This window comes from Jeotgalicoccus sp. FSL K6-3177, assembly GCF_038050175.1.
Taxonomy (GTDB): domain Bacteria; phylum Bacillota; class Bacilli; order Staphylococcales; family Salinicoccaceae; genus Jeotgalicoccus; species Jeotgalicoccus nanhaiensis.
The window spans coordinates 903,648-929,255 of the sequence record NZ_JBBOSK010000001.1; the positions used below are offsets into that span (position 1 = coordinate 903,648).

Consider the following 25,608-nt stretch of genomic DNA (forward strand, 5'->3'; position numbering starts at 1 on the left):
AATCTTGAAAGTAACAGAGAAAAGTATTTGCGGTAATTACAGAGATATCAATGAAGACTTAACAGGGCATTTTTATAACCGCACCCGCCAGCCGCTGCTCCTTATTGCTGACGGCATGGGCGGTCACCAGTACGGTGAAGTGGCAAGCAAGTTCGTTTACGATAAAATAAAGACCGCCTGGGAAAATAATAACCTGTTTAATATAGATGAAGCAGAACGCTTTCTGCGCGATCTTGTCATGAGAACGAATCATGAATTATACGATTATCAGGAAGAAAATTCCGAATACAGAGGCATGGGTACAACGCTCGTGCTCGTAGCAGTTATCGAGTCCTCGATTCTCGTATTAAATGTCGGTGATTCCCGTGCTTATGTAATGAATAACCGTAAAATTGAACAGGTCACCGAAGATCATACTTTTGTAAACGTGCTTGTGTCGAGCGGGGAAATTACCGAAGAAGAAGCGCTGACACACCCGCGCCGGAATTTAATAACGAAAGCGATGGGTACTGAAAAAATTATTCAGGCTGATGTGTTTCGTCTCCGCGGCAGGCAGTATGATTATGTCGTACTGGCTACGGATGGTCTGACGGATACTGTACGACCGGACGAAATTCATCATATGATGTACAGCAGGAAAATGACACTTCAGCAAAAAGCGGAGCAGCTGACAAAAACTGCAGAACATAATAAGTCACGGGATAATATCAGTGTTGTTTTAGCCGACCTGAAAGCAGGTGGGGAAGAGTGATCGGTAAAGTAGTATCCGAACGTTACAAGATTGCGAAATACTTAGGCGGCGGCATGAGTTCCGTCTATCTGGCGACAGATATTATTTTAAACCGTGAAGTAGTCGTGAAGATGATTAAGGCAGATCCGCTGGATAAGGAAAAATCGGTGCGCCGCTTCCAGCGGGAAGTTGAAAGTACAATCCAGTTGTCTCATCCGAACATTGTCAGCGTCCTCGATGTGGATGAAACAGATGAGTATCACATACTCGTCACTGAAGTTGTTCACGGACCCAACTTAAAAGAATATATTTTAAAAAACAGCCCGCTTGAAATAGACGAGGTTATCAGCATTGCCATGATGACGCTCCGCGGCATCGAACATGCTCATGACCGGGGAATTATTCACCGGGATATCAAACCTCAGAATATTTTGCTGGATAAAGACGGCAGAGTAAAAATTACCGATTTCGGTATTGCTAAAGCACTGAGCGAAACGCGCATGACTGAAACGAATCAGGTCATCGGTTCTGTCCAGTATATTTCTCCCGAACAGGCAAAGGGACAAAATACAGACGAACGCACCGATATATATTCATTTGGTATTATGCTGTTTGAACTCTTGACCGGGCGTCTGCCTTACGAAGCTGAAACTGCCGTATCAGTAGCTTTAAAACATATCTCGGAGCCTTTTCCGGATATTTCCGACTACCGGGATATTCCGGTCGGCTTAAAAAATATCATTATGAAGTGTACCGAAAAAGAACCGGTTAACAGATACAGGCATGCAGATGATGTACTGTCGGCACTCGTCTACTATCAAGATATTACGGATCCTTACACTCCGGTTAAGAAGGAAGAACAGGAAAAAACGATGATTACAGCGGCGCCCGTGGAGAAAACACCGGCGGCCGAAGAAAAAAACCAGGCGGCCCCGCTGCCTGTGCATGAGTCTAAAGGAGAGCAGGAAGCTGACAAGGAGCCGCCGAAAAAGCGCCGTAAATGGCCGTGGGTTCTGTTTATCCTGTTATTTCTGCTCGCTGCAGCTGCAGCAGTCATCTACCTGCTGTGGCCGAGACAGTCGCCGACAGTCAGCCTCGAAAACCTGCAGAATATGACAGTTGAAGAGGCAGAGGAGTACCTGATGTCAGAAGATCTTGAAGCCGGCAATATTTCAGAAACGTACGATGATAATTTTGAAGAAGGCATGATCATTGAAACGACGCCGGTATCCGGAACAGAAGTCGAACGCGGCGGGACGGTTGATATGCTTGTCTCCCTCGGAGAAGAACCGTATACGATGGAAAACTATGTCGGCGAAATGTATGAAGACGCGGCAGAAGAACTTGAAGCGGCGGGCTTTACTAATGTCGGTGCGGAGAACGAGTACAGCGATGAACCGCCGGGTACAATTCTCGACCAGTCGGTGCCTGAAGGCGAAGAACTTTATCCTGACGGCACACCGGTCAGATTTACAGTATCGGATGGTGTCGAACCGGTGCCGATTACGAACTACGTCGGGACTTCCCTGGAAGCTGCAAGAGAAGAGCTGGAAAGCCGGGGCTTTATCGTTAACGTGACGACAGAAGTGTACAGCAGCGAAGTGCCGGAAGGGGCGATAGTCTCGCAGGATCCGAGTTACGGAGATTTCCTTCCGGGCTCTCAGATTAACGTCATTGTCTCGCTCGGAGAAGAGCCTCCCGATGAAACGACTTATCAGATTTCGCTGAACATCCCTTATCCTGAAGCGGAAGAAAACAGCAGTGACAGCGACGAAGACGAAGATAAAGAAGATTCTGAAGCGGAGCCCGTCGAAGCGGAAATCTTTATCGGAGATAAGGACAGCGATATTAAGGAAGTCTCGGAAACGCTTGAAATTACCGAGGATACCAACCATACGATTTCGCTTATCCTGACTGAAGGAGAATCCGGAGAGTACCGTGTTGAGGTTGACGGAGAAGAGGTTATAAGCGAAACTGTGAATAACCAGTAATTATTGGCATTGGCTTTACTGTTTATATATAATGGTGAAGTACATTCGAATTGGAGGAATGAAATTATGGCATCACTTAAGAGGGATAAAGGCCTGGATAATACTTTGAAAGTAATGAAACAGGGATATCTTTACACGACAAACCAGCGAAACCGCTTAAATACTACAGTATTTGAAACGAAAGCATTAGGCGGAAAGCCGTTCGCTGTCGTTACAGGTAAAGAAGGCGCGGAAATGTTCTATAACAACGATATCGTGCAGCGCGAGGGTATGCTGCCAAAACGTATTGTTAATACGCTTTTCGGTAAAGGTGCAATCCATACGATCGATGGTAAAAAGCATATCGACAGAAAAGCATTATTTATGAGTTTAATGACTGAAGGAAACTTGAACTACGTGCGTGAATTAACGCGTACTTTATGGCGTGCAAACACTCAGCGTATGGAAAGTATGGACGAGGTAAATATTTACCGCGAATCTATCGTTCTTCTGACTAAAGTCGGTACACGCTGGGCTGGAGTGCAGGCACCTCCGGAAGAAATCGAAAGAATCGCAACTGATATGGATATCATGATCGATTCATTTAAAGGGCTCGGAGGCGTATTTAAAGGATATAAAGAATCTAAAAACGCCCGCCGACGCGTAGAAGACTGGCTTGAAGAGCAGATTATCGAAACGCGTAAAGGCAATATTCACCCGCCGGAAGGCACGGCGCTTTACGAATTCGCGCACTGGGAAGATTACCTCGGTAACCCGATGGACTCACGAAATTGTGCAATCGACTTAATGAACACATTCCGTCCATTAATTGCAATCAACAGATTTGTATCTTTCGGTCTGCTTGCTATGCATGAAAATCCGATTACGCGTGAAAAAATTAAGAGTGAACCGGACTATGCATATAAGTTTTCACAGGAAGTCCGCCGCTACTACCCGTTCGTACCATTCCTGCCTGGTAAAGCTAAAGTAGATATCGACTTCCAGGGTGTAACAATTCCTGCAGGCCATGGTCTCGCATTGGACGTCTACGGCACCATGCATGATGAAACATTATGGGATGACCCGAATGAATTCCGTCCGGAAAGATTTGAAGACTGGGACGGCTCGCCGTTCGACCTTATTCCTCAGGGCGGCGGAGACTACTGGACTAATCACCGTTGTGCCGGTGAGTGGATCACAGTAATCATTATGGAAGAAACGATGAAATACTTCGCTGAAAAAGTAACTTACGATGTGCCGGAACAGGATCTGACAGTCGACCTTAACAGTATCCCGGGATACGTTAAGAGCGGATTTATCATTAAGAACGTTCACGAAGTAGTAGACAGAAAATAAAAAAGTATATAAAGAACGCGCAGCTCAAAACTATGAGCTGCGCGTTTATTGTTAATTAGTGCATATAGTTTCGCGGTCCTGTATACTCGCTCATGCCACCTTCGACGTTGTGCGCGTCGTAGCCTCGGGATGTCATATAATCCTGTACGCGTTTTGAGCGTCCGCCTGATTTACAGACAATGTAGTAGCTTTTATCTTTATCGAGCGAAGTTTCATCGACATCAAATGTGCTCATCGGATAGTGCACTGCACCAGGTAAAAATCCTGATAATTCAAGTTCATCAGTTTCCCTGACATCGATAATGACGCTGTTGTCATCTCGCTGAACGGTATCGATTTGTGAAATATTTATATCCATTTTTGTATCCTCCCAGTTCTATTATACAAATTCAATATTATCACAGTTAATTTGTTGTTATAATAAAATAGTATTTAAATAATTCTGAGGTGTTATATGCAGACAGGAAAAATTATTAAAGCGCTGAGCGGCTTTTATTATGTAGAATCGAATAAGAAGGTGTACGAAACACGTGCACGCGGCCGTTTCAGAAAAACAGCGGAAAGCCCGCTTGTCGGAGACTATGTTGAATTCCAGATAGAAAATGTTGACGAAGGCTATATTACAGCGATTCTGCCTCGTAAAAATTCGCTTAACAGACCGCCGGTCGCAAATATTGACCAGCTGCTTTTAACGGCGAGCTTAAAATCTCCGGATTTCAGTTTTTACCTGCTTGATCGTTTTATTGCCTACAGCGAAGCGAATGATATAAATCCGGTGCTGATCGTGACGAAAAATGATCTGAACGACAATGATACGCTTATCGAAGAAATAAAAAGAGTGTATACACCGATGTACGAAGTATATTTTACCGATAAAGACCATATTAACGAAGATTTAAAGGATGTTTTTGATGGGAAGCTGAGCGTACTCGCAGGCCAGTCGGGCGCAGGAAAATCGACGCTGTTAAATACGCTGCTGCCGCATCTGGATTTAAAAACAGACGAAATCTCAAATGCGTTAAACCGCGGTAAACATACGACGCGCCACGTTGAACTGATCAGTATCGACGGCGGTTTTATAGCGGATACTCCCGGCTTTGCAACGATAGACTTTTTAAATATCGATAAATACAATATCAAATTCTGTTTTATCGATTTTAATCAGTACAACTGCAAATTCAGAGAGTGCCTGCATATTAACGAGCCGAAATGCGGCGTTAAAGCGGCTGTTGAATCGGGCGAGCTCGCGCAGTCGCGATACGACAGCTATGTAAAAATTTATAATGAAATTGATAACAGAAAAGAGAGGTATTAGACATGGTTAAAGTATTACCGTCATTACTCGCAGGCGATTTTTTAAAACTCGGTGCGGATATTAAAGAAATGGAAGCGGCAGGGGCAGATATTTTTCATCTTGATATAATGGACGGCCAGTTTGTACCGAACATTTCCTATGGTATTCCTGTATGCGAAGCGATTGCGAAAGAAGCATCGATTCCTCTTGATGTTCATTTAATGACATACGATCCGACACAGTTTGTCGATGACTTTAAAAATATGGGTGTCGACATGCTGTCATTTCATATTGAAGCGACACCGCATGCCCACCGTGCGGTCCAGCTGATTCAAAGTAAAGGCATGAAAGCAGGCATCGCACTCAATCCTCAAACTTCTGTCGAAGCGGTGCGCCATCTGCTTTCGGACGTTGATTTTGTTTTAATTATGACGGTGAATCCGGGCTTCGGCGGCCAGGGCTTTATCGATTCGTGTGTTGAAAAACTGGATGAGCTCGTATCCATCCGTGAAACTTTAACTAATAAATTTGATATAGAAGTCGACGGCGGCATTAACGGCGAAACTGCCGAAATTGTTAAGGCGCACGGTGCGAATTTACTCGTCAGCGGTTCTTATTTATTTAAAGCAGACGATAAAGCTGCCGCAATTAGTGCCTTAAAGGAATGATGCTATGAAACGCATTAACGTGCTGCTCCGCAATATTCCGTTTACCGCTGAACACGATGCGCCTTGGGCGGGTGTCGATGCCGGTGTGAAAGGGCTCTTTGAAGCGGGAATTAAAATAGATCGGGCATACGGCGACTTCGACAGTGTCACAGCCGAAGATTTAAGCTTATTTAAAGAGAGTCTTGAACTCGATATTGTGCCGAGCGCTAAAAATTTTACGGACAGTGAGCTTGCGCTCTTGTCGCTGGCGGAACTCGGTTATACAGCGATAGATGTATACGGTGCGCTCGGCGGCAGAAAAGACCACGAGCTCATGAACATTCAGCTGCTTGCGCACGAGGATCTCCGGAAACTCGATATTCGTCTTCTTAATGAGACGAACGATATCCGGCTGCTGCCTCAGGGCGTTCATACAATTGAGGCTGATAATGATAAAAGATACGTTTCTCTTATTCCGCTGTACGATAAGACGCTGCTTACTCTCGAAGGTTTCAAATATGATATTCAGGATACATACGTAAGTATCGGCAGAACTTTAACTGTCAGCAATGAATTTAAAGAAAACACTGTAACCGTTAAGACGGATAAAGATATATTAATGATTAAATCAGCAGACTAGAGGTGATTGAATGATATTTGCAGGTGCTCTCGCCAACTCGCTGGCGATTATTATCGGCGGCGCGCTCGGAATGATATTTACTTTTATTCCCGAACATATCAAAGATGCAATTATGAAAATACAGGGATTATTTATTATTACGATGGGAATACAGATGGTCGTCGGGGCCACTGATATTTTGACGACGCTTATATCACTCATCATCGGGGTGGTTATCGGGGAAGTAGTCAAACTCGAAGAACTGCTCAACCGTTTCGGCCACTTAATGGAAGTCCGGCTCGGCGATAAGCACGGCGGTAACATTTCTCAAGGTTTGATTTCCGGAATGCTGATCTTTATCGTCGGGGCGATGGGGATTGTCGGCGGTCTCGATGCCGGGCTGCAGGGCAGCAACGATGTACTGTACACGAAAGCGACGATGGATTTCTTTATCGCGCTCGTGATGACAACGGCTTACGGACGAGGTGTTATCCTGTCCAGTATTCCGACCTTCTTTTACATCGCTGCGATAATTATCAGCGCCCGGCAGATTGCAAACTTTATACCGGCAGACGTACTCGGCACGATGGTCGACCAGGTCAGTGCGACCGGCGGAGTCATCCTCCTTGCTATCGGACTGAACATGCTTAACGTCACGCACATGCGTGTCGGCAACATGATACCCGCGATATTCATCGGCATGTTTATCGTCTGGCTGCTGTCCTTCTTTTAAAATAAACCCCTCCTGAAATTTTAATTTCAGGAGGGGTTTGCTGTGTGTAGAGGAGAGAGGTGAGGGATATCAACCCTGTTGAGCTGGGATACATACGAAACTCTGTCATACAAACCCCAGCGTCTGCGGATACATATGAAACTCTGTCATACCAATCCCAGCGTCTGCGGATACACATGAAATTCTGTCATACAAACCCCAGCGTCCGCGGATACACATGAAACCCGCTCATGCCAATCCCAGCATCCGCGGATACATATGAGCTGCCATCATATCAACCCTTCCTTAAAACCATAAAAAAACTGGTACCACTTATTTAAGTGATACCAGTTTTTAAATTGAAGTATTAGACACGTTCAACTTTACCTGATTTTAGCGCGCGAGCAGAAACCCAAACTTTTTTAGGTCTGCCGTCAACCATGATTCTAACTTTTTGCAAGTTAGCACCGAAAGTTCTTTTGCTTGAGTTAAGCGCGTGAGAACGGTTGTTACCAGATCTTGATCTGCGTCCTGTTACATAACATTCTTTCACCATTTATCCCACTCCTTTAATTTAATTTACATAATCATGTTCATCTCTTCTTTATGCATACTCCAATATGATACATTAATTCGCGTTTATTGTCTATATATTTCGCACAAAATCGATTGTTTTTGAATGTTTAAAAATGAATTTTGCAAGAGCAGCAAAATCCTTTCACCGCTTTATATATCAAGAAATTTTTCAATAATAATTTCAAAAAACCATTTACGCACAGGTTGTACGTGGTACGATAACAACGCGGGAAATTAAGATGCAGAAGATAAATTCATTTTTCAAGTGAAAATGCCGGGAGGAGGAACGGTACATGTTTAAATTACTGCTGTTTGCAGGAATAATGCTCGCTATTTTAATTATTGCGCTGGCTTATATATTCCGGCATGAGCTCAGAACGCTCGGACATAAGTACGATGAATATGATGAGATAAAAAAGCTGAAGCATGAAATTAAACGCAAAAATATTACATATGATGCGCATCTGAAAAAGTACGGCCATACAGTGGAAGCAAAAATGATTGAAGAAGAAATTAAAGAACTTGAACATCTTATTACGGAAATGGAGCACAGAAAATGAAAAAAATGTATGCAGCGATAGGAGTAGGGGCAATAGTCCTTGCCGGTCTGATTGTCGGACTGATTTTAATGGTTTCGAAAGTTGAAAATGGGCACGTCGGGGTTATATACAGCATTAACGGCGGAGTGCAGGATGAAGTACTTGGTCAGGGATGGCATCTCGTTTATCCGACAGAACGCGTGATTGAATATCCGGTTCGTACTCAGAATAAAAACTACGAATCGCTTGCAGTCGCAACGATTGACGGCAAGACAATCAATATGCCGGTGGCACTGAATTACCACGTCGACAGCGAAAAAGCATCGGCAGTGTATAAGAAATTCGGCAATATTACAATTGAAGATCTGGAAGAAGGCTATATTAAAACGCGGATCAACGATGCTCTCCGCCAGACGGTGTCTGAATATACGGTAATCGAAGCGTTCGGTGAGCGTATCGGAGATATTAAACTCGAGACGATTGAAATTGCTAAAGAAGATCTTGAAAAAGACGGAATTATTATTGAGGATATTATGCTCAGCGCACCCCAGCCTGATGCTGAAACTCAAAAAGCGATAGATGACCGCGTTAAAGCAACCCAGGAACTTGAGCGTAAGAAGACGGATAAACTGATTGCGACAGAAGAAGCTGAACGGAAGCGCATTGAAGCTGAAGGGGAAGCGGAGGCTAACAGAATCGTTCAGGAATCGCTGAGCGAAGAAGTACTGATGCAGCAGATGATTGAAAAATGGAGCGGTGCCCAGCCGATTTCTATCGGCGGCGAGGGTGTCATGATTGATCTGCCTCAGGCGCAGCCTGAAGAAGCAGAAGAAGAATAGCAGTAAAGACGATAAAATTTTACCCGTAACGAGGTTTTCAACGAAGCTTCGGTACGGGTAATTTTTTGCAGTGTTCACATATATGTGTTTATAGAAAATGCGGTATGATATAATATTATCGATAACAAACATTCGGAAAAGTAAATATTGAGACCTGGAAAACACTATAATAACACTTGTATTTCCCGAGGGAATTTGCTTATAATTAAATGATGTATTGGGAGGCGAAATAAATGGCTCTGGAAATTGAAAATGACTTAGGTAAAATTGAAATTTCTACAGACGTAATAGCAAATATTGCCGGCAGTACCGTTGTCGAATCATATGGCGTAGTCGGTATGGCTTCTAAAAATCAGGTCCGTGACGGATTTGCGGAACTGCTCGGTAAAGAAAATTATTCACGCGGTGTAATTGTCGAACATAACGAAGACAGATTGGCGATTGAACTGTATATTATTGTCGGCTACGGCGTGAAAATTTCAGAAGTGGCAGCTAACGTACAGACAACTGTAAAATATAAACTTGAAAAAACATTAGGATTAAGTATTGAAGCTGTAAATATACACGTACAAAGTGTACGCATTATCGGCGGAGACGAATAGTCGGGGAGGATTTACAATACAATGGATAAGATAGATGGCTTGATGTTCCGCCGGATGATTTTGAGCGGGGCGCGTAATCTGAAGAAAAATGCTGATTATGTGGATTCATTAAACGTTTTCCCCGTTCCTGACGGTGATACGGGCACAAATATGAATCTTTCGATGTCTTCAGGCGCAGCTGAAGTTGAACCGCTTGATGACACGCATATCGGAAACGTGGGGAAACATTTCTCCAAAGGGCTCCTGATGGGGGCACGCGGAAACTCGGGCGTTATTCTCTCGCAATTATTTAGAGGATTCTCTAAAGCGATTGAAACAAAAGATGAAATCAGAGCAGATGAATTTATCGAAGCCTTAAAACAGGGTGTGAATACTGCTTATAAAGCAGTAATGAAACCTGTAGAAGGTACAATTTTAACTGTGGCAAAAGATGCAGGGAAAAAAGCGGAAGAATTTAATGAAAGCAATGCGTCGGTAATCGATGTCATGACCGCAACGCTTGAAGAAGCAAAAGCTTCGCTTAAACGCACACCGGATCTTCTCCCTGTACTGAAAGAAGTCGGCGTTGTCGATTCAGGCGGCCAGGGTCTCGTTTATGTATATGAAGGGTTCTTAAGTGCACTGACAGGCGAAGAAATTGCCGAAGATGCTGCCGAAACCGATTCACCTGCAATCGATGAGCATGACCACGAGAACGACTTTAACGACTTTATGAGCGTCGACGATATTGAATTCGGCTACTGTACTGAATTCATGGTGCGTTTTGAAGACGGAAAACGCGAGTTCAGGGAAGATGAATTCCGTAATGAAATGAGCGGATTCGGCGACTCGCTGCTCGTTATAAACGATGATGAAATCGTTAAAGTACACGTCCACACGGAAACACCGGGCGAGGCATTCACTTATGCTGCGACTTACGGTGAGCTCATCAAGATGAAAGTTGAAAACATGCGTGAACAATTCAGAACTGTTCACGGAGATACTAATCATGCTGCTGAGAAGCAGGCTTACGACACAGCGATTATTACGGTTTCTTCAGGTGAAGGAATTAACGAACTGTTCAAAAGCATCGGCGTGACGCACGTCATTAACGGCGGCCAGACGATGAATCCGGCAACTGAGGATATAGTTAACGTAATTAAAGGCGAAGATGTCAAACAGGTCATTATTCTTCCGAACAATAAAAATATAATCATGGCAGCTGAACAGGCGGCGGAAGTACTTGAGATTCCGGCAGCCGTAGTTGCTTCCACATCAATACCGGAGGGCCTTGCGAGCATGCTCAGCTTTAATCCGGAAGCATCGCTTGAAGATAACAAGAAAGCGATGAGCGAATCGCTCGAACATGTTCAGACAGGACAGGTGACTTACTCGGTCCGCGACACTAAAATAGATGGTGTGGACATTAAGAAAGATCAGCATATGGGTATTGCCGAAGGTAAGATTATTACTGCCAGCGATTCTAGAGTAGACACGCTTAACACGCTTATCAGCAAGATGATTGATGAAGATACAGAAATCATTACGATACTGATCGGCGAAGGCGGTACTGAAGAAGAAGTGGAAGCAGTAATTGAAGATATTGAAGGCACGCATGAAGATGTTGAATTTGAAATTCATAATGGTGCACAGCCAGTCTACAGCTATTTAATATCTGTGGAATAACAATATCAGCCGCATCGGTTATTCCGATGTGGCTTTTTGCACTTTAGGAGGGGAAACTATGAAGTTTAAAAGCGTTTTTGATATAATCGGACCTGTGATGGTCGGGCCGTCATCATCGCATACAGCAGGTGCCGCGCGCATCGGGCTGCTCGCAAGAAACTTATTCGGCGGCCAGCCGGATAAGGTGGATATCTACCTGTACGGCTCCTTCCGGGATACTTACCAGGGCCATGCAACAGATGTTGCGCTGCTCGGGGGCATTCTCGGCTATGATACCGACGACGAAAGAATTATCAATGCTAAACAAGAAGCTGAAAACAACAACTTAACGTATAATTTTATCGAAATGCAGGAAGAACGCTCTCACCCGAATACAGCGGTGCTGCAGCTTTATAAAGACGAAGAAGAACTCGTTATCGAAGGAGTGTCGATCGGCGGCGGGAAGATAGAGCTCGTGAGTATTAACGGCTATAATATTAATATTTCCGGCAACTATCATGCGCTGCTGGTCTTCCATAAAGATGAATTCGGGACGATTGCACGCGTCACGACGAAACTCGGCGATGAACAGCTGAATATTTCCCAGATGAGCGTCTCCCGAAAAGAAAAGGGGCAGGTCGCTTTGATGACTGTCGAACTTGACGATACAATTTCACCCGAAGCTTTAGAAGAAATAAGAGCGGTTAAAGGCGTTGACCGCGTAATTGAAATGACGGGAGGCTAACTTATGTTTAACAGTATAAATCAGCTTGTGGAACGTGCGCTGTCAGAAGAGATTTCCTTGTCCGAAGTTATGATCAGGCAGGAAATGGAAGCGACAGGGCACAGCTACCTCGATATATATAATTTAATGAAAACTAATTTAACGACGATGGAAGGTGCTGTAGCTGAAGGCCTTGAAGGTGTTCATTCAACAACCGGCCTGACCGGTATGGACGCTGTGAAGATGCAGAAATATATCGATTCCGGCAAGGGCTTAAGCGGTGAACTTAATCTGCTTGCGATTGCGAATGCAGTCAGCACCAATGAAGTGAACGCAGCGATGGGCAAAATCTGTGCGACACCGACAGCAGGATCAGCGGGTGTCGTGCCGGGTGTTTTATTTGCCATGGTTAAAAAAGATCCGTCGATTACAGAAGAACAGAAAATCCGTTTTCTGTTTACTTCGGGCGCTTTCGGCTTTGTGGTTGCAAATAACGCAAGTATTTCAGGTGCTGCGGGCGGCTGCCAGGCGGAAGTCGGCAGTGCGAGCGCTATGGCAGCAGCCGCCCTCGTTGAACTCGCAGGCGGCACGCCGGATATGAGCGCGCACGCATTTGCGATCGCCATGAAAAATATGCTCGGTTTAGTGTGCGACCCTGTTGCCGGCCTTGTTGAAGTGCCGTGTGTTAAACGGAATGCAGCAGGCGCAACGAATGCGCTGACAGCAGCGGATATGGCGCTCGCAGGAATTGAATCGCGCATTCCGCCAGACGAAGTTATCGAAGCGATGTACAAGATCGGCTTAACCATGCCGTCGGCACTGCGTGAAACAGGGCGCGGCGGACTGGCTGCGACTCCGACGGGAGAACGCTTAAAAGCTGAACTTTTCGGTGCGAAATAATGAGCGGCATTCATGTCGTACAGAGCCCGGACAGAAGTATTAAAGAATTAAAAGGCGTCGGCGACAAGGTGGCAGAGAAACTGTTCGGTCTTGGTATTGCGGGCATGAATGATGTGCTTTTTCACCTGCCGGCGGGCTACATAGACCACAGCGTCGTCAATTTAAATGAAGCACCGGACGGGGCGAATATTACGATTGAAGGCACTGTAAAAACAGAACCGCAGGTCGCCTTTTTCCGCAGGGGCAAAAGCCGTCTGACATTTTTTATGGATGTCGACGGCATTTATGTAAAAATCACATTTTTTAACCAGCCTTATTTAAAAAGTAAGATTATTAACGGTGAATTTGCCCGGCTCTACGGCAAGTTCAACCGTAACAAGCTTGAAATTAACGGAACGAAATTAATCTTTGAAGCAGGCGGCGGCTACCAGGTAAAATATCCGCTCGGCGGTGTAATGCAGTCGAAAACATTCCAGAAAATCGTCCGCTCCGCCTTTGATATGGCAAACTTCAACGTCGACCTGCCGGAAGCGCTCAGAGCTAAGTACAAACTGATGCCGGTACGGGATGCGCTGTATGCGCTCCACTTTCCGGACAGTCATGAAACGGTTGCTGCTGCAAGACGAACGATAAAATTTTATGAGCTGTACCATTACCAGCTTAAAATTATGGAACGCCGTCAGAAAGAACGAGTCAGGAGCGACCGTTTTGTCGTCGATTATAAGATTGATGAACTTAAAACTTTTATCGATACGCTGCCTTTTGAACTGACAGGTGACCAGAAGAAAAGCGTCAATGATATATGCCGCGATTTTAAGCAGAATATTTCAATGCACCGCCTTCTGCAGGGAGATGTGGGTAGCGGTAAAACGATTGTGGCAGGGATTTGCGTTTACGCGGTTAAGACCATCGGTGAACAAAGTGCTGTTATGGTGCCGACGGAAGTGCTGGCGAACCAGCATTACGAGAGTTTTAAAGACACTTACGGCGAGGAACTGACGATTGCTAAATTAACAGGTACGACAAAGCCGGCCGAGAAACGCGATATACTCGCCCGGCTCGCAGCGGGTGAAATCGATCTTCTCGTCGGCACGCATTCGCTGATTGAAGACGATGTAATCTTCAGCAGCCTGTCGTTTATCATTATCGATGAACAGCACCGCTTCGGTGTGAACCAGCGCGAAAAGCTGAATAATAAGGCTTACCGCAAAAACGTGCTTTATATGACGGCGACACCGATTCCGAGAACTTTATCGATTACATCCTACGGCGATATGGACGTGTCAGTTATACGCGAAATGCCGAAAGGCCGCATTCCGATTGAAACGGAATGGCGCCGCTTCAAGGAGATCGATTACGTGCTCAGTTTCGTGAAATCGGAAATCGATAAAGGGCACAGCGCCTATATCGTGGCACCTTTAATCGAAGAGTCGGAAACGCTCGATTTAAAAAACGTCTATGAAATATATGAGATTTTTGAAGAGTATTTCAGCCCGGATGATGTGGTGCTGGTGCACGGCAGAATGAAAGCTGAAGAGAAAAATGCAGCGATGCGCTCGTTTGAAACGCTGGAGAAACCGCTGCTCGTATCGACGACGGTTATCGAAGTCGGCATCAACGTGCCGAACGCGACAGCGATTGTTATTTTTAACGCCGAGCGATTCGGTCTGTCCACGCTGCACCAGCTGCGCGGCCGGGTCGGCAGAAGCAGCAAGAAGAGCTACTGTATCTTAGTCAGCGACCCGGCAACGGAAAACGCCAAGCAGCGCATGGATATTATGACGAGCACTTCTGACGGCTTTGTCTTAAGCGAGCGCGACCTTGAAATGCGGGGCCCTGGGGATTACTTCGGTGTCCGCCAGAGCGGTTTGCCGCAATTTAAAGTTGCGGATATTACAGAAGACTACAGAATTCTTGAAGTGGCGAGAGACGAAGCGGTTCAGGTGTATGAAAACAATAATTTATAAAAAATTGCGGCGAGTGGAGGGAAACTTTTGAGAATATTAATCAGAACTGTCGGTATTTTAATGATTATCGCAGCTGTTATGCTGTTTTTCTGGCAGGATATCCGTGAATATTTTACAGACCAGGTCAACGACCGGCTGATTACCGCGTATCAGGACGGTGACGATGATGTAAAACTGAACCCGCTTGAAACGTTCGTCACCGGTGCAGAACAGGAAGCTGCAGGTATTAATATCGGTGATGATATGGCAGGGGTGCTTGAAATTGAGAGTGCAGATATTCTCGAACCCGTCTACAAAGGGCCGCTAACAGAAGAGAAATTGCGGAACGGCGTGAGCTTTCTGGAAGAAAGCGATCACCTTGATATGCAGAACATCCCGATTGCCGGCCACCGTGTCGAAGGTGCAGGTATCCGTTTCAACTATATCGACCGTGCTTCAGTCGGCGATACGATAAACTTCATCACACGCGATGAAACCCGCGTCTATAAAATAACCGAGATGTTCGAAGTCGCACCGTCGGAAGTCGGCGTCCTCGACCAGACTGAAGGTGATCCGCAAGAACTCACCCTCATTACATGTGAGGAGTATAACCCGGAAACGCTGCTGTTTGAGAAGCGGCTGATTGTTAAGGCTGAATTGGTTGAGTGATGAGAATTGCGCTGATTGTTTTGATTTTTGATGGAAGTTATGTAAACTTAACAGCATCTGAGTCCTTTATCGTATGGATTCGGATGCTTTTTTGTATGAAAAGGAGGCACAGTGTCTGACAAATCCTTTTATCGGACAACGTCGAACTCACAGTGTCTGACAAATCCTTTTATCGGACACCGTCAAATTCACAGTGTCTGACAAATCTCTTTATCGGACACCGTCAAATTCACAGTGTCTGACAAATCTCTTTATCGGACACCGTCAAACTCACAGTGTCTGACAAATCCTTTTATCGGACACCGTCAAACTTACAGTGTCTGACAAATCCTTTTATCGGACACCGTCAAACTCACAGTGTCTGACAAATCCTTTTATCGGACACCGTCAAATTCACAGTGTCCGACAAACACCGAACACGCTCCTCAAATTTAAAATACTTTCTTAAAATAATTGAAATCATGAGCCAGGTTTTATATACTGAGTCTAGTGTTATATATAGATATTAATACCAACTACTAAAAGAGGAATCAGAATGGTGAAGCTAAAAAAACAGGAGCGTCAATCGAGTTTGGAGTCTCATATTTCCGATGATCCGTTTTTGACGGATGAGCAGCTGGCGAATATTTTCGGTGTATCGATTCAAACGATACGTCTGGACCGACTGGAACTGAACATTCCTGAGCTGCGTGCACGCATTAAAAATGTGGCGCGTGAGGGTGTTGATAAAATCCGCTCACTGTCAATTCAGGAAGTAGTCGGGGAAATTATCGATATTGAACTGAATAAGAGCGCGCTGTCGCTTTTTATCGTTGAGGAAAGTCACGTGTTTGAAAAGAATCAAATTGCACGGGGTCATTTTCTGTTCGCACAGGCGAATTCGCTCTGCGTTGCTTTAATCGATGAGCCGCTCGCGCTGACACAGCATGCGGCGGTGGATTTTAAGCGTCCGGCGAAATTAAACGATAAAGTTGTCGCAAAAGCGAAAGTAACGACTATGGACAATAATAAAGCGCACATCGAAGTGGAATCAAAAGTCGATGGCAAAGTAATTTTTACAGGAAAATTTGAGATGTATTATAAAAATGAAGGTGAATAGACGATGGCTAGAATTGCTGTAGATTTAATGGGCGGAGACAATGCCCCAAAAGCGATAGAAGAAGGTGTTCTGCAGGCAGCAGATACTTTTGATGATGTAGAGATTCTGGCGTTTGGTATGCCGGGCAGCTACAGCGGGAACCACCCGCGGATAACTTTCATTGAAGTGACAGAAAAAATCGAATCGGAAGATGACCCGGTAAAATCTGTCAGAAGAAAAAAAGACAGTTCCCTGGTGAGAGCAGTGAAAGCTGTAGCCGACGGTGAAGCGGATGCGGTTGTGTCAGCAGGCAACACAGGTGCAATTATGAGTGCGGGTCTGTTCGGTGTGAAGCGTATTAAAGGGATTGAACGCCCTGCGATTACAACGATGCTGCCGACAACTTCTGACAAAGGCATGCTGATGCTGGATATGGGTGCTAATTCGGAAAACAAACCGAACCATCTGCTGCAGTTTGCACAAATGGCAAGCGTGTATATGGAAAATATTGAAGGCCGCAAAAATCCTTCAATCGGTTTGATTAACAACGGCAGTGAAGAGATTAAAGGGACTGAACTGACAAAAGAAACCTATCAGCTTTTAAAAAACAGCGGACTGAATTTTGCAGGCTTCTTTGAAACGCGCGATATTTTATCAGGTGATATAGATATTGCGGTGACCGACGGTTTTACCGGTAATGTTGTCTTAAAGACAATTGAAGGCACATCTTCAAGCCTGCTCGGCGAAGTGAAGAAAATCATGCTGAAAAATCCGGTAAATAAACTTGCGGCTCTCGCTTTGAAAAATGATTTCCAGGAACTTAAAAACATGCTTGATTACAGACAATTCGGCGGTGCGCCGCTCATGGGGCTGCAGGGTAATGTAATTAAGGCTCACGGTTCTTCAGATGCAACTGCCATCGTCAATGCGGTAAAACAGGCGAAAATCATGGCAGACTCAGGTACGATTGACAAAATAAAAGAATTAATAGGTGAAAATGATGAGTAGATTAATTATTTTTCCGGGGCAGGGTGCCCAGTACGGCGGGATGGCAAAAGATTTATATGAACAAAACGATAAAGCCCGCGCTGTACTCGACGAAATTTTTTCATATGTTGATTTTGACTTAAAAGAAATAATGTTCTCTGAAGATGACGCAAGATTAAATGATACTAAATACACGCAGCCTGCCTTATTTGCCCACAGTCTGGCAGTACTTGCTGCGACTGGCTTAAAAGGCGACTATCTGCTCGGCCACTCGCTCGGCGAACTGCCGGCGCTTGTTCATGCTGGTGTTGTAACTTTAAAAGACGGTGTGAGACTTGTCACAACGCGTGGTGAATTAATGAGCCGGGCGGACTCAGGCGCTATGGCGGCTGTAATCGGCATGGGCTTTAAAGATCTTGAAGAAGCATGCATCAGTGCGTCAGACGGTAAGACAAAAGTTGTGCCTGCCAACATTAACGCACCGGATCAGGTGGTTGTATCAGGAGATAAAGAAGCGGTTGACCGCTTTAAGGAACTGGCGAAAGAACGTGGCGCACGCCGGATTATTCCATTAAAAGTATCGGGTGCTTTCCACTCTCACTTAATGGAGCCTGCCCGTCTTCAGTTTAAAGAATTTACTGAACAGATTACTTTTCAAGATGCAGAAATTCCGGTCATCCAAAATGTCAGCGCCAAGGCTGAAACTGAAGCCGGCGTGATTAAACATCAGTTCGTTGAACAGATTACGCACCCGGTGCGTTTTGTGGAATGCGTGGAAACAGCAGCAGAACTCGGTGTGACTGAAGCAATTGAAGTCGGGCCGAAGAAAGTCCAGTCGGGACTGGTACGCAAAATTACGAAAGAAATAGCTACTTCAAATATCGATACATTCGAACAGGCAGAGGTGTTTTTAAATGAGTAAAACAGCATTGGTCACAGGCGCTTCGCGCGGTATCGGCCGCGAAATTGCCCTGACACTCGGAGCGGAAGGGCATACGGTTATCGTGAACTATTCAGGTTCAAAAGATAAAGCGGATGCGGTCGTCGAAGAGATTAAGTCAAACGGCGGCACTGCTGAGAGCTATCAGTGCCACGTGCAGAATGCCGATGACGTGAAAGCGATGATTAAACATATTACCGATACGTACGGTTCCATCGATATCGTTGTCAATAACGCGGGAATTACACGCGACAATCTGTTAATGCGCATGAAAGAGAGTGAGTTTGACGATGTTGTCGACGTGAATATTAAAGGTGCCTTTAACGTTATTAAGAGCGTATCGCGGCCGATGATCCGCCAGAAGTCGGGACGCATCATTAATATTTCAAGCATCGTCGGTTCGCTCGGCAATGCCGGGCAGACGAACTATGTGGCGACGAAAGCGGCAATCGACGGTATGACAAAATCAGTGGCACGCGAACTGGCCTCGAAAAACATTACTGTCAATGGTGTCGCGCCGGGATTCATTAAGAGCGACATGACAGATGTGCTCGGAGATGATATTAAAGAGGGCATGCTGCAGCAGATTCCGCTGAAGCACTTCGGAGAAACGAAGGATATTGCGAACGCAGTCAGTTTCCTTGCAAGTGATAAAGCATCGTATATTACAGGCCAGATTATACACGTCAACGGCGGTATGTACATGGGTTAAAAGCTGTGCTATTATTTAAGGGAGGTGAAGAAACAATGGCTAATATTGACAAAATTAAAGACATCATCGTTGACAAACTCGGCATCGATGAAGAAAAAGTAACAAGAGAAGCATCTTTTAAAGATGACCTTGGTGCAGACTCACTTGATATCGCTGAATTGGTGATGGAACTTGAAGATGAGTTTGATATGGAAATTCCGGATGAGGAAGCTGAAAAAATCAACACAGTAGGCGACGCACTGGATTTCATTGATAAAATAGAAAAAGAACAATAAAACACTTGAAAAATCCACTTATGATGAAGTGGATTTTTCTTTGTGAATAAATACAGGAAATAGTAAAATAAAAGAGGTGGATATATGGATTTCGAAATCGTGCTGGACAAAGTTAAAACGGACTCATCAGCACAAGATAAACTGGATAAATTTAATGTAATGTTTAAGAAATTCGCGGATAAAATTAATATTAAAGCGGACAGACCCGGTCTTTATCAGCAGGCCTTCATGCACAGTTCCTATATTAACGATCTCGGGCTTGATAAAAGATATAACAATGAGCGGCTCGAATTTCTCGGCGATGCAGTACTAGAATTGATGGTATCAGATCATATTTTTAACAAATACGAAGAGCTGCCTGAAGGCAGGCTGACAAAACTTCGTGCGAATATCGTGTGTGAACCTTCACTTGTAGTATTTGCCTCGAAACTCGATATGCCGGACTTAATTCTGCTCGGACGCGGCGAGGAAAAAACCGGCGGCAGAAGCCGGCCCTCAATCGTCAGTGATGCTTTTGAAGCCTTTCTTGGCGCCCTGTATTTAGATCAGGGACAAGGCGGGGTATGGAAATTTTTAAGCGACTTCGTTTTTCCGCATATTTCGTCTGAAGATTACAATGCAATTATCGACTATAAAACGATGCTGCAGGAATATTCGCATCAGGCATTCTCACTGAGTGTCACTTATGAACTCGTGAGCTCGACAGGCCCGAGCCATCACCGCCGCTTTGAAACAGAAGTATCAATTGGCGGCGAAGTGCACGGCACGGGTGCCGGTTTATCGAAAAAAGAATCAGAACAACAAGCAGCTAAAAGTGCACTTAGGGCACTTGGCCAAGAGGTGTAGGGACATATGGTATTTTTAAGGCAAATCGATGCACATGGTTTTAAATCATTTGCAGATAAGGTCAATATAAAGTTTGACAGCGGGGTCACTGCTGTCGTCGGTCCGAACGGGAGCGGCAAAAGCAATATCACCGATGCAATCAGATGGGTACTCGGTGAACAGTCGGCCCGCGTGATGCGCGGTTCGAAAATGGAAGATATTATTTTTGACGGCACGGACAGCCGGACGCCGATGAACAGCGCCTCGGTCAGTCTGATTTTAAACAATGACGACCATGTACTCGGTTCAAGCAATGAAGTGGTTATTTCAAGAAAACTGTACCGAAGCGGGGACAGCGAGTATTTTATCAACAGTGAAAAAGCTAAACTGAAAGATATTACAGAGCTGTTTTTAGACTCCGGTCTCGGAAAGAATGCATATAATATTATCAGCCAGGGGCAGGTCGATGAAATTTTAAAGGCGAAACCGCTTGAGCGCCGGAAGATTATCGAGGAAGCTGCGGGTGTAATGAAGTATAAAAACCGCAAGCACGAGTCGGAAAAACGTCTCGACGACACGAAGCAGAACCTGTCGCGTGTTCACGATATTATCGAAGAAATCAGTTCCCGGGTACACCGTCTGGAAAAAGAAAGTGCCATCGCAGAAGAGTACCTTGCGCTGAAAGAAGAAATGACACAAAGCGATATCGAGGTCAATGTCTACGATACGAAACTGCTTCTTACAGAACTCGATGAAATTACCGCAAGGATTCAAAAAGAGGAGTCAGGCTTAGAACATGCCCGCACTACGCTGAAAGAAGTGCTTACCGAGCTTAACTCCCTTGAAGAAGAGCGGGAAAGACTGCAGCAGGAAGAGCGCAGCTTAAATCAGGAACTTCTTCAGACGACGCGGGAACTCGAAAAAATCGAAGGGCGTATCGCACTCTATGCCGAACGTGAAACGAACAAAGAAACGCTGAAGCAGGATTTGAATACCCGTCTTAAAAATTACGAAGAAGATTTAAATGGCTTAACAAAAGAGCTGTCACAAGAAGAAAAGAAGCAGGCTGAGTTAACATCCAGGCAGGCTGAATTGATAAAAGCCGTCAAAGACAAAAAACGCGAGCTCGCTGTCGTAGAGTCGACAGATGACAGCGATATTGAAAAGCTGAAAGATGAATATTACGAGCTGATGGTTAAGAAAACCACCCTCGAAAACGATAAACGCCGGAGCCGCGATGAACAGTCAAAAATAGCTGACAGTATCCAGTATAAAAAGGAACGTCTGGAAGCGCTCGATGCTGAAGCTGAGGAATTAAAGAGTATTCTTGATGAGAAAAAACAGATGCTGGCTGAAGCGGAGGGTGAGTTAACCGCTACGCGCACGGATTATAAAGATACCCGTCTCAGACTGAATGATCTGAACGAGCAGTACGACAAGGCTAAAAGTGATTACAGCCGGGCTGAAAACTTTATTCAGAACCAGCAGTCGAAACTCGATATGCTGAAAAATATGTCGGAGAACTATCAGGGATATTATCCCGGCGTCCGGGCTGTACTCAAAAACAAAGACAGCATTCCCGGTGTTATCGGCGCCGTCGGCGAACTGATATCGGCACCGTCTGAATATATGACGGCTCTCGATACAGCACTCGGCCAGGCCAGTCAGAATATCGTTATGGATGTCGAACATAACGCGCGTACTGCAATTGCCTTTTTAAAGCAGAAAAACTTTGGTTTTGCGACTTTCCTGCCGTTGGATACAATTCGTGAACGTTATCTTTCAGTCGATGTTGAAAAATCTCTTGAAGCGTCAAATATCGATTACCAGGTTTTATCGGAAGTTGCAGATATTAAACGCGAATACCGGAAAGTGCTCCTGCATCTCTTAAATACGACAGTTGTCGTTAAGGATTTGAGCGATGCTTCTGCCATGGCAAGAGCAACCGGCCAGCGTGTCCGCATCATTACGATGGACGGTGAAACGATTATGCCGGGCGGGGCAATGAGCGGCGGTTCAAAAAACCGTAAAGGCTCCATTATGGAAACGAAGAAGGAAATTGCAGGAATTACAGAAAAAATTAAAGAGTATACAACACAGACAGCAGTGCTGAAAGAGGCAGTCGACAAGACAGCAAATCAGATTGCCGGGGCGACTGTAGAACTGAAGCAGCTCGAGGAAGCGGGCACAAAACTTGGTGAAAACCATGACGCGCTCCAGTCTGAAGTCACACAGCTTGATTTTAAACTCTCGAATAAAACTGCTGCTGCGGCTGAACTTAAGAGTGAAGTAGCTAGCCTCTCTCCGGACACCGGGACGGGCGACTACGATGGGAAAATTGAAATTTATACTCAGCAGATGGGTGATATTAATACGCGCATCGATATGATGAGCCGGTCGAAGAGCGAGAAAGAAACTCAAATTTCACAGCTTCAAAGTGAACTGCAGCAGCTGAATAATGATAAAATATCAATAGACGGCGAAATCCGTTTTACCGAGGCGGCACTTGAACGTCTCCGTGATAACATCGATAACTTAAAGCATAATATTGATAACACGAAAAGCGAAGCGGAGATGATCAACGATGATCTTTCGACGATGAACATCGCTGAACTGAAAGACAGCAAAGTGCAGTTATCAGCTGCCCTCGACGAACTGAACACGAGGTTCGGAACGATTACCGGCAAACTCGCGGCAATTAAAGAAGAGCACGAGAAGAAAACCGCAGCTGAAAGTGAACTGCGAAAATCCGCCGACAGCAGCCAGGAACAGCTGAGAACTGATTCCGCTGCCCGCGAAGGTTTAGATACACAAATTGAAAATAAAATGACATACTTAAGCGACAATTATAAAATGACTTATGAACTTGCTCTCGGGCAATTTGAGAGTTTCGAAAACATTGAAGCAAAACGTCAGAAAATTACATTGAACAAGAAGAGTATTGAAGAACTCGGCCCCGTTAATATCGGTGCCATTGAAGAGTTCGGGCTTGTTAATGAGCGTTATACGTTCTTAAAAGAGCAGGAAGATGACTTAATCGAAGCACGCCAGACCCTCCTCGACGTCATCAGTGAAATGGATGAAGCAGTAGCAGCGCGTTTCAAAGAAACATTCTATCAGGTGAACGATTACTTCCAGGAAGTATTTACCGATATGTTCGGCGGAGGCCGGGCGGAACTGCGCCTTCTTGAAGAAGGGAATTATCTGGATTCCGGCATAGAAATATTTGCCGAACCGCCGGGTAAAAAACTGTCATCGCTGTCGCTTCTGTCAGGCGGCGAACGTGCACTGACCGCAATCAGTCTTCTGTTCAGTGTACTCCGGGTGAAAGTGAGTCCGTTTATTATTCTCGATGAAGTTGAAGCGGCACTCGACGAAGCGAATGTCACGAGATATGCAAAATATTTGAAAAAGCTGTCAGCTGATACGCAGTTTATCGTTATTACTCACCGTAAGGGTACGATGGAAGAAGCGGACCGGCTGTTCGGTGTCACTATGCAGGAACAAGGTGTCACGAAATTGATCAGCGTGGATTTAAAAAATTATGAAGAACCAGAACCGGCAGGAAAGGAAGGAATTTAATGGGGATTTTTGACCGTTTTAAACGCAAGAAGAAAAAACAGGAACAAGAACCTGCATCGCTTGAAGTACAGACGGATAAGCTCGATGACGGCCTGATTTCGCTCGATGAGTTTGAAGAATGGGAGCAGGAACAGCTCAGCTATAAATTTGAAGTCGGTCTTAAAAAGAGCCGCGACAAATTCCAGCAGGATATCAACGCGCTGATGGCACGCTACCGTACGGTAGATGAAGATTTCTTCGAAGCACTGGAAGAAGTGCTGATTTCAGCCGATGTCGGCTTTAATACAGTAATGGAATTAACCGAAGAGCTGCGCCGCGAAGCCCAGCTTAAAAATATTACGGAAACATCTGAACTCAGGGAAACCATCGTTGAAAAAATGGTTGAAATTTACGAGCAGAACGGCGATGTTTCGGATGAAATGAATATTAATGAAGACGGGCTGACTGTCGTCTTAATGGTCGGTGTTAATGGTGTCGGCAAAACGACATCAATCGGCAAGCTCGCACACAAGTATACGCAGGAAGGCAAAAAGGTTATGCTCGCTGCGGGAGATACTTTCCGCGCCGGTGCAATTAACCAGCTCCAGGTCTGGGGCGACCGCGTCGGGGTCGATGTCATTAAACAGGCGGAAGGTTCGGATCCCGCTGCAGTAATGTTCGATGCAGTCAGCGCAGCAAAAAAACGCGGGGCGGATATTTTATTCTGTGACACAGCAGGCCGTCTGCAAAATAAAGGCAATCTGATGAACGAACTGTCTAAAATTAAAAAGGTCATTCAGAAGGTCGTGCCTGAAGCGCCTCATGAAGTACTGCTCGTGCTCGACGCAACAACCGGGCAGAACGCACTCAGCCAGGCGAAAGCCTTTAAAGAAGTCACTGATGTATCAGGCATTATTTTATCCAAACTGGACGGTACTGCTAAAGGCGGTATTGTGCTGGCTATTAAAAACGAACTCGGCATCCCGGTTAAATTTGTCGGACTCGGCGAGCAGCTCGATGATCTGCAGCCGTTCGATGCGGAAAACTATGTATACGGCTTATTTGCTGATATGATTCAGGAGTCGGAAACACTCGAAGAAAAATTAGAGGAAGATAAAGATGACGAATGATTTAGAACGCACGATGCGGATGAATTATCTGTATGATTTTTATCAGTCTCTGTTAACTGACAAACAGCAGAAATATATTGAACTGTATTATCTGGAAGATTTTCAGTTCAGTGAAATCGCAGAAGAGATGAACGTGACACGGCAGGCTGTCTATGATAACCTTAAGCGCTCACGCGATATGCTGGAACAATACGAGGCCACACTCGGTATGTATAAAAATTTTAATAAACGTCTCGAACTGTACGCGGAGCTGAAAAATAAGCTCGGCGATAATATCAGCGAGGACGTCAGAAAAATAATCGAAAGATTAGAGAAATTGGATTAAGGAGGACG

The 25,608-nt window shown here is 45.0% G+C and carries 26 protein-coding genes; 24 read left to right on the top strand and 2 right to left on the bottom strand.

What is annotated here, in order from left to right; translation table 11 throughout:
• Positions 1-4: 4 nt before the first annotated feature.
• From MHH58_RS04570 to MHH58_RS04580, 3 genes are all read left to right on the top strand, one after another.
• On the top strand, positions 5-751 hold the full coding sequence (locus MHH58_RS04570) for a Stp1/IreP family PP2C-type Ser/Thr phosphatase (RefSeq protein WP_135095709.1): 747 nt from the start codon (positions 5-7) through the stop codon (positions 749-751).
• Positions 748-2,721, top strand: coding sequence for a Stk1 family PASTA domain-containing Ser/Thr kinase (pknB, locus tag MHH58_RS04575; protein WP_341345153.1), 1,974 nt, complete (start codon positions 748-750; stop codon positions 2,719-2,721). The genes MHH58_RS04570 and pknB overlap by 4 nt, the downstream gene beginning before the upstream one ends.
• 66 nt (positions 2,722-2,787) lie before the next feature.
• Positions 2,788-4,056 (top strand): cytochrome P450, encoded by a 1,269-nt coding sequence (locus MHH58_RS04580; protein WP_341345154.1) that lies wholly within the window; start codon positions 2,788-2,790, stop codon positions 4,054-4,056.
• Between the two features lie 55 nt (positions 4,057-4,111).
• On the opposite strand, the gene MHH58_RS04585 is transcribed toward MHH58_RS04580, so the two are convergent.
• Entirely contained in the window at positions 4,112-4,414 is a 303-nt protein-coding gene (locus tag MHH58_RS04585) for a rhodanese-like domain-containing protein (RefSeq protein WP_135095707.1), read from the bottom strand.
• 96 nt (positions 4,415-4,510) lie between these two features.
• Between MHH58_RS04585 and rsgA the strand changes: the two genes are divergently transcribed.
• From rsgA to MHH58_RS04605, 4 genes are read left to right on the top strand one after another with little or no spacing between them, the layout of a single operon-like run.
• A complete protein-coding gene (gene rsgA, locus MHH58_RS04590) occupies positions 4,511-5,371 on the top strand; it encodes a ribosome small subunit-dependent GTPase A (protein ID WP_341345155.1) in 861 nt (286 codons plus the stop codon).
• A 2-nt stretch (positions 5,372-5,373) separates the two neighbouring features.
• Entirely contained in the window at positions 5,374-6,018 is a 645-nt protein-coding gene (rpe, locus tag MHH58_RS04595) for a ribulose-phosphate 3-epimerase (protein ID WP_135095703.1), read from the top strand.
• A 4-nt stretch (positions 6,019-6,022) separates the two neighbouring features.
• Positions 6,023-6,637, top strand: a complete 615-nt coding sequence (locus MHH58_RS04600; protein ID WP_341345156.1) for a thiamine diphosphokinase — start codon at positions 6,023-6,025, stop codon at positions 6,635-6,637.
• 10 nt (positions 6,638-6,647) lie between these two features.
• On the top strand, positions 6,648-7,349 hold the full coding sequence (locus tag MHH58_RS04605; RefSeq protein ID WP_135095699.1) for a DUF554 domain-containing protein: 702 nt from the start codon (positions 6,648-6,650) through the stop codon (positions 7,347-7,349).
• Positions 7,350-7,695: 346 nt separating this feature from the next.
• Here MHH58_RS04605 and rpmB read toward each other — a convergent pair whose 3' ends face one another.
• Positions 7,696-7,884: a 50S ribosomal protein L28 gene (gene rpmB / locus MHH58_RS04610; protein ID WP_115885752.1), complete on the bottom strand. Its 189-nt coding sequence runs from the start codon at positions 7,882-7,884 to the stop codon at positions 7,696-7,698.
• A 313-nt stretch (positions 7,885-8,197) separates the two neighbouring features.
• On the opposite strand from rpmB, the gene MHH58_RS04615 reads away from it, so the two are divergent.
• From MHH58_RS04615 to MHH58_RS04695, 17 genes are all read left to right on the top strand, one after another.
• Positions 8,198-8,464: a hypothetical protein gene (locus MHH58_RS04615; RefSeq protein ID WP_135095697.1), complete on the top strand. Its 267-nt coding sequence runs from the start codon at positions 8,198-8,200 to the stop codon at positions 8,462-8,464.
• Positions 8,461-9,282 (top strand): prohibitin family protein, encoded by an 822-nt coding sequence (locus MHH58_RS04620; protein WP_135095695.1) that lies wholly within the window; start codon positions 8,461-8,463, stop codon positions 9,280-9,282. Before MHH58_RS04615 ends, MHH58_RS04620 begins: the two co-directional genes overlap by 4 nt.
• 233 nt (positions 9,283-9,515) lie before the next feature.
• Positions 9,516-9,884, top strand: coding sequence for an Asp23/Gls24 family envelope stress response protein (locus tag MHH58_RS04625; RefSeq protein WP_341345157.1), 369 nt, complete (start codon positions 9,516-9,518; stop codon positions 9,882-9,884).
• A gap of 21 nt (positions 9,885-9,905) precedes the next feature.
• Positions 9,906-11,549 carry a DAK2 domain-containing protein gene (locus MHH58_RS04630; RefSeq protein ID WP_341345158.1) on the top strand — a complete coding sequence of 548 codons (1,644 nt, stop codon included), beginning with the start codon at positions 9,906-9,908 and terminating at the stop codon, positions 11,547-11,549.
• Between the two features lie 58 nt (positions 11,550-11,607).
• Positions 11,608-12,273 carry an L-serine ammonia-lyase, iron-sulfur-dependent subunit beta gene (sdaAB, locus tag MHH58_RS04635; RefSeq protein WP_135095691.1) on the top strand — a complete coding sequence of 222 codons (666 nt, stop codon included), beginning with the start codon at positions 11,608-11,610 and terminating at the stop codon, positions 12,271-12,273.
• 3 nt (positions 12,274-12,276) lie between these two features.
• Complete coding sequence (gene sdaAA / locus MHH58_RS04640) at positions 12,277-13,152, top strand: L-serine ammonia-lyase, iron-sulfur-dependent, subunit alpha (protein WP_135095689.1); 876 nt, start codon at positions 12,277-12,279, stop codon at positions 13,150-13,152.
• The gene (recG, locus tag MHH58_RS04645) at positions 13,152-15,119 is read left to right on the top strand and encodes an ATP-dependent DNA helicase RecG (RefSeq protein WP_341345159.1); all 1,968 of its coding nucleotides are present in this window, start codon (positions 13,152-13,154) and stop codon (positions 15,117-15,119) included. Before sdaAA ends, recG begins: the two co-directional genes overlap by 1 nt.
• Before the next feature lie 27 nt (positions 15,120-15,146).
• Entirely contained in the window at positions 15,147-15,767 is a 621-nt protein-coding gene (locus MHH58_RS04650) for a sortase (protein WP_341345160.1), read from the top strand.
• Between the two features lie 535 nt (positions 15,768-16,302).
• Positions 16,303-16,866: a transcription factor FapR gene (fapR, locus tag MHH58_RS04655; protein WP_115885761.1), complete on the top strand. Its 564-nt coding sequence runs from the start codon at positions 16,303-16,305 to the stop codon at positions 16,864-16,866.
• A 3-nt stretch (positions 16,867-16,869) separates the two neighbouring features.
• On the top strand, positions 16,870-17,853 hold the full coding sequence (gene plsX, locus MHH58_RS04660) for a phosphate acyltransferase PlsX (RefSeq protein ID WP_341345161.1): 984 nt from the start codon (positions 16,870-16,872) through the stop codon (positions 17,851-17,853).
• Positions 17,843-18,754 (top strand): ACP S-malonyltransferase, encoded by a 912-nt coding sequence (gene fabD / locus MHH58_RS04665; protein WP_341345162.1) that lies wholly within the window; start codon positions 17,843-17,845, stop codon positions 18,752-18,754. Before plsX ends, fabD begins: the two co-directional genes overlap by 11 nt.
• Positions 18,747-19,484 (top strand): 3-oxoacyl-[acyl-carrier-protein] reductase, encoded by a 738-nt coding sequence (fabG, locus tag MHH58_RS04670; RefSeq protein WP_115885764.1) that lies wholly within the window; start codon positions 18,747-18,749, stop codon positions 19,482-19,484. The genes fabD and fabG overlap by 8 nt, the downstream gene beginning before the upstream one ends.
• Before the next feature lie 35 nt (positions 19,485-19,519).
• On the top strand, positions 19,520-19,759 hold the full coding sequence (locus MHH58_RS04675) for an acyl carrier protein (RefSeq protein ID WP_026867576.1): 240 nt from the start codon (positions 19,520-19,522) through the stop codon (positions 19,757-19,759).
• 84 nt (positions 19,760-19,843) lie between these two features.
• Positions 19,844-20,605, top strand: a complete 762-nt coding sequence (rnc, locus tag MHH58_RS04680; RefSeq protein WP_318272183.1) for a ribonuclease III — start codon at positions 19,844-19,846, stop codon at positions 20,603-20,605.
• 6 nt (positions 20,606-20,611) lie between these two features.
• The gene (gene smc / locus MHH58_RS04685; RefSeq protein ID WP_341345163.1) at positions 20,612-24,166 is read left to right on the top strand and encodes a chromosome segregation protein SMC; all 3,555 of its coding nucleotides are present in this window, start codon (positions 20,612-20,614) and stop codon (positions 24,164-24,166) included.
• Positions 24,166-25,275 carry a signal recognition particle-docking protein FtsY gene (gene ftsY, locus MHH58_RS04690; RefSeq protein WP_341345164.1) on the top strand — a complete coding sequence of 370 codons (1,110 nt, stop codon included), beginning with the start codon at positions 24,166-24,168 and terminating at the stop codon, positions 25,273-25,275. The genes smc and ftsY overlap by 1 nt, the downstream gene beginning before the upstream one ends.
• Positions 25,265-25,600 carry a putative DNA-binding protein gene (locus MHH58_RS04695; protein WP_135095675.1) on the top strand — a complete coding sequence of 112 codons (336 nt, stop codon included), beginning with the start codon at positions 25,265-25,267 and terminating at the stop codon, positions 25,598-25,600. The genes ftsY and MHH58_RS04695 overlap by 11 nt, the downstream gene beginning before the upstream one ends.
• The last annotated feature ends 8 nt before the right edge of the window (positions 25,601-25,608 follow it).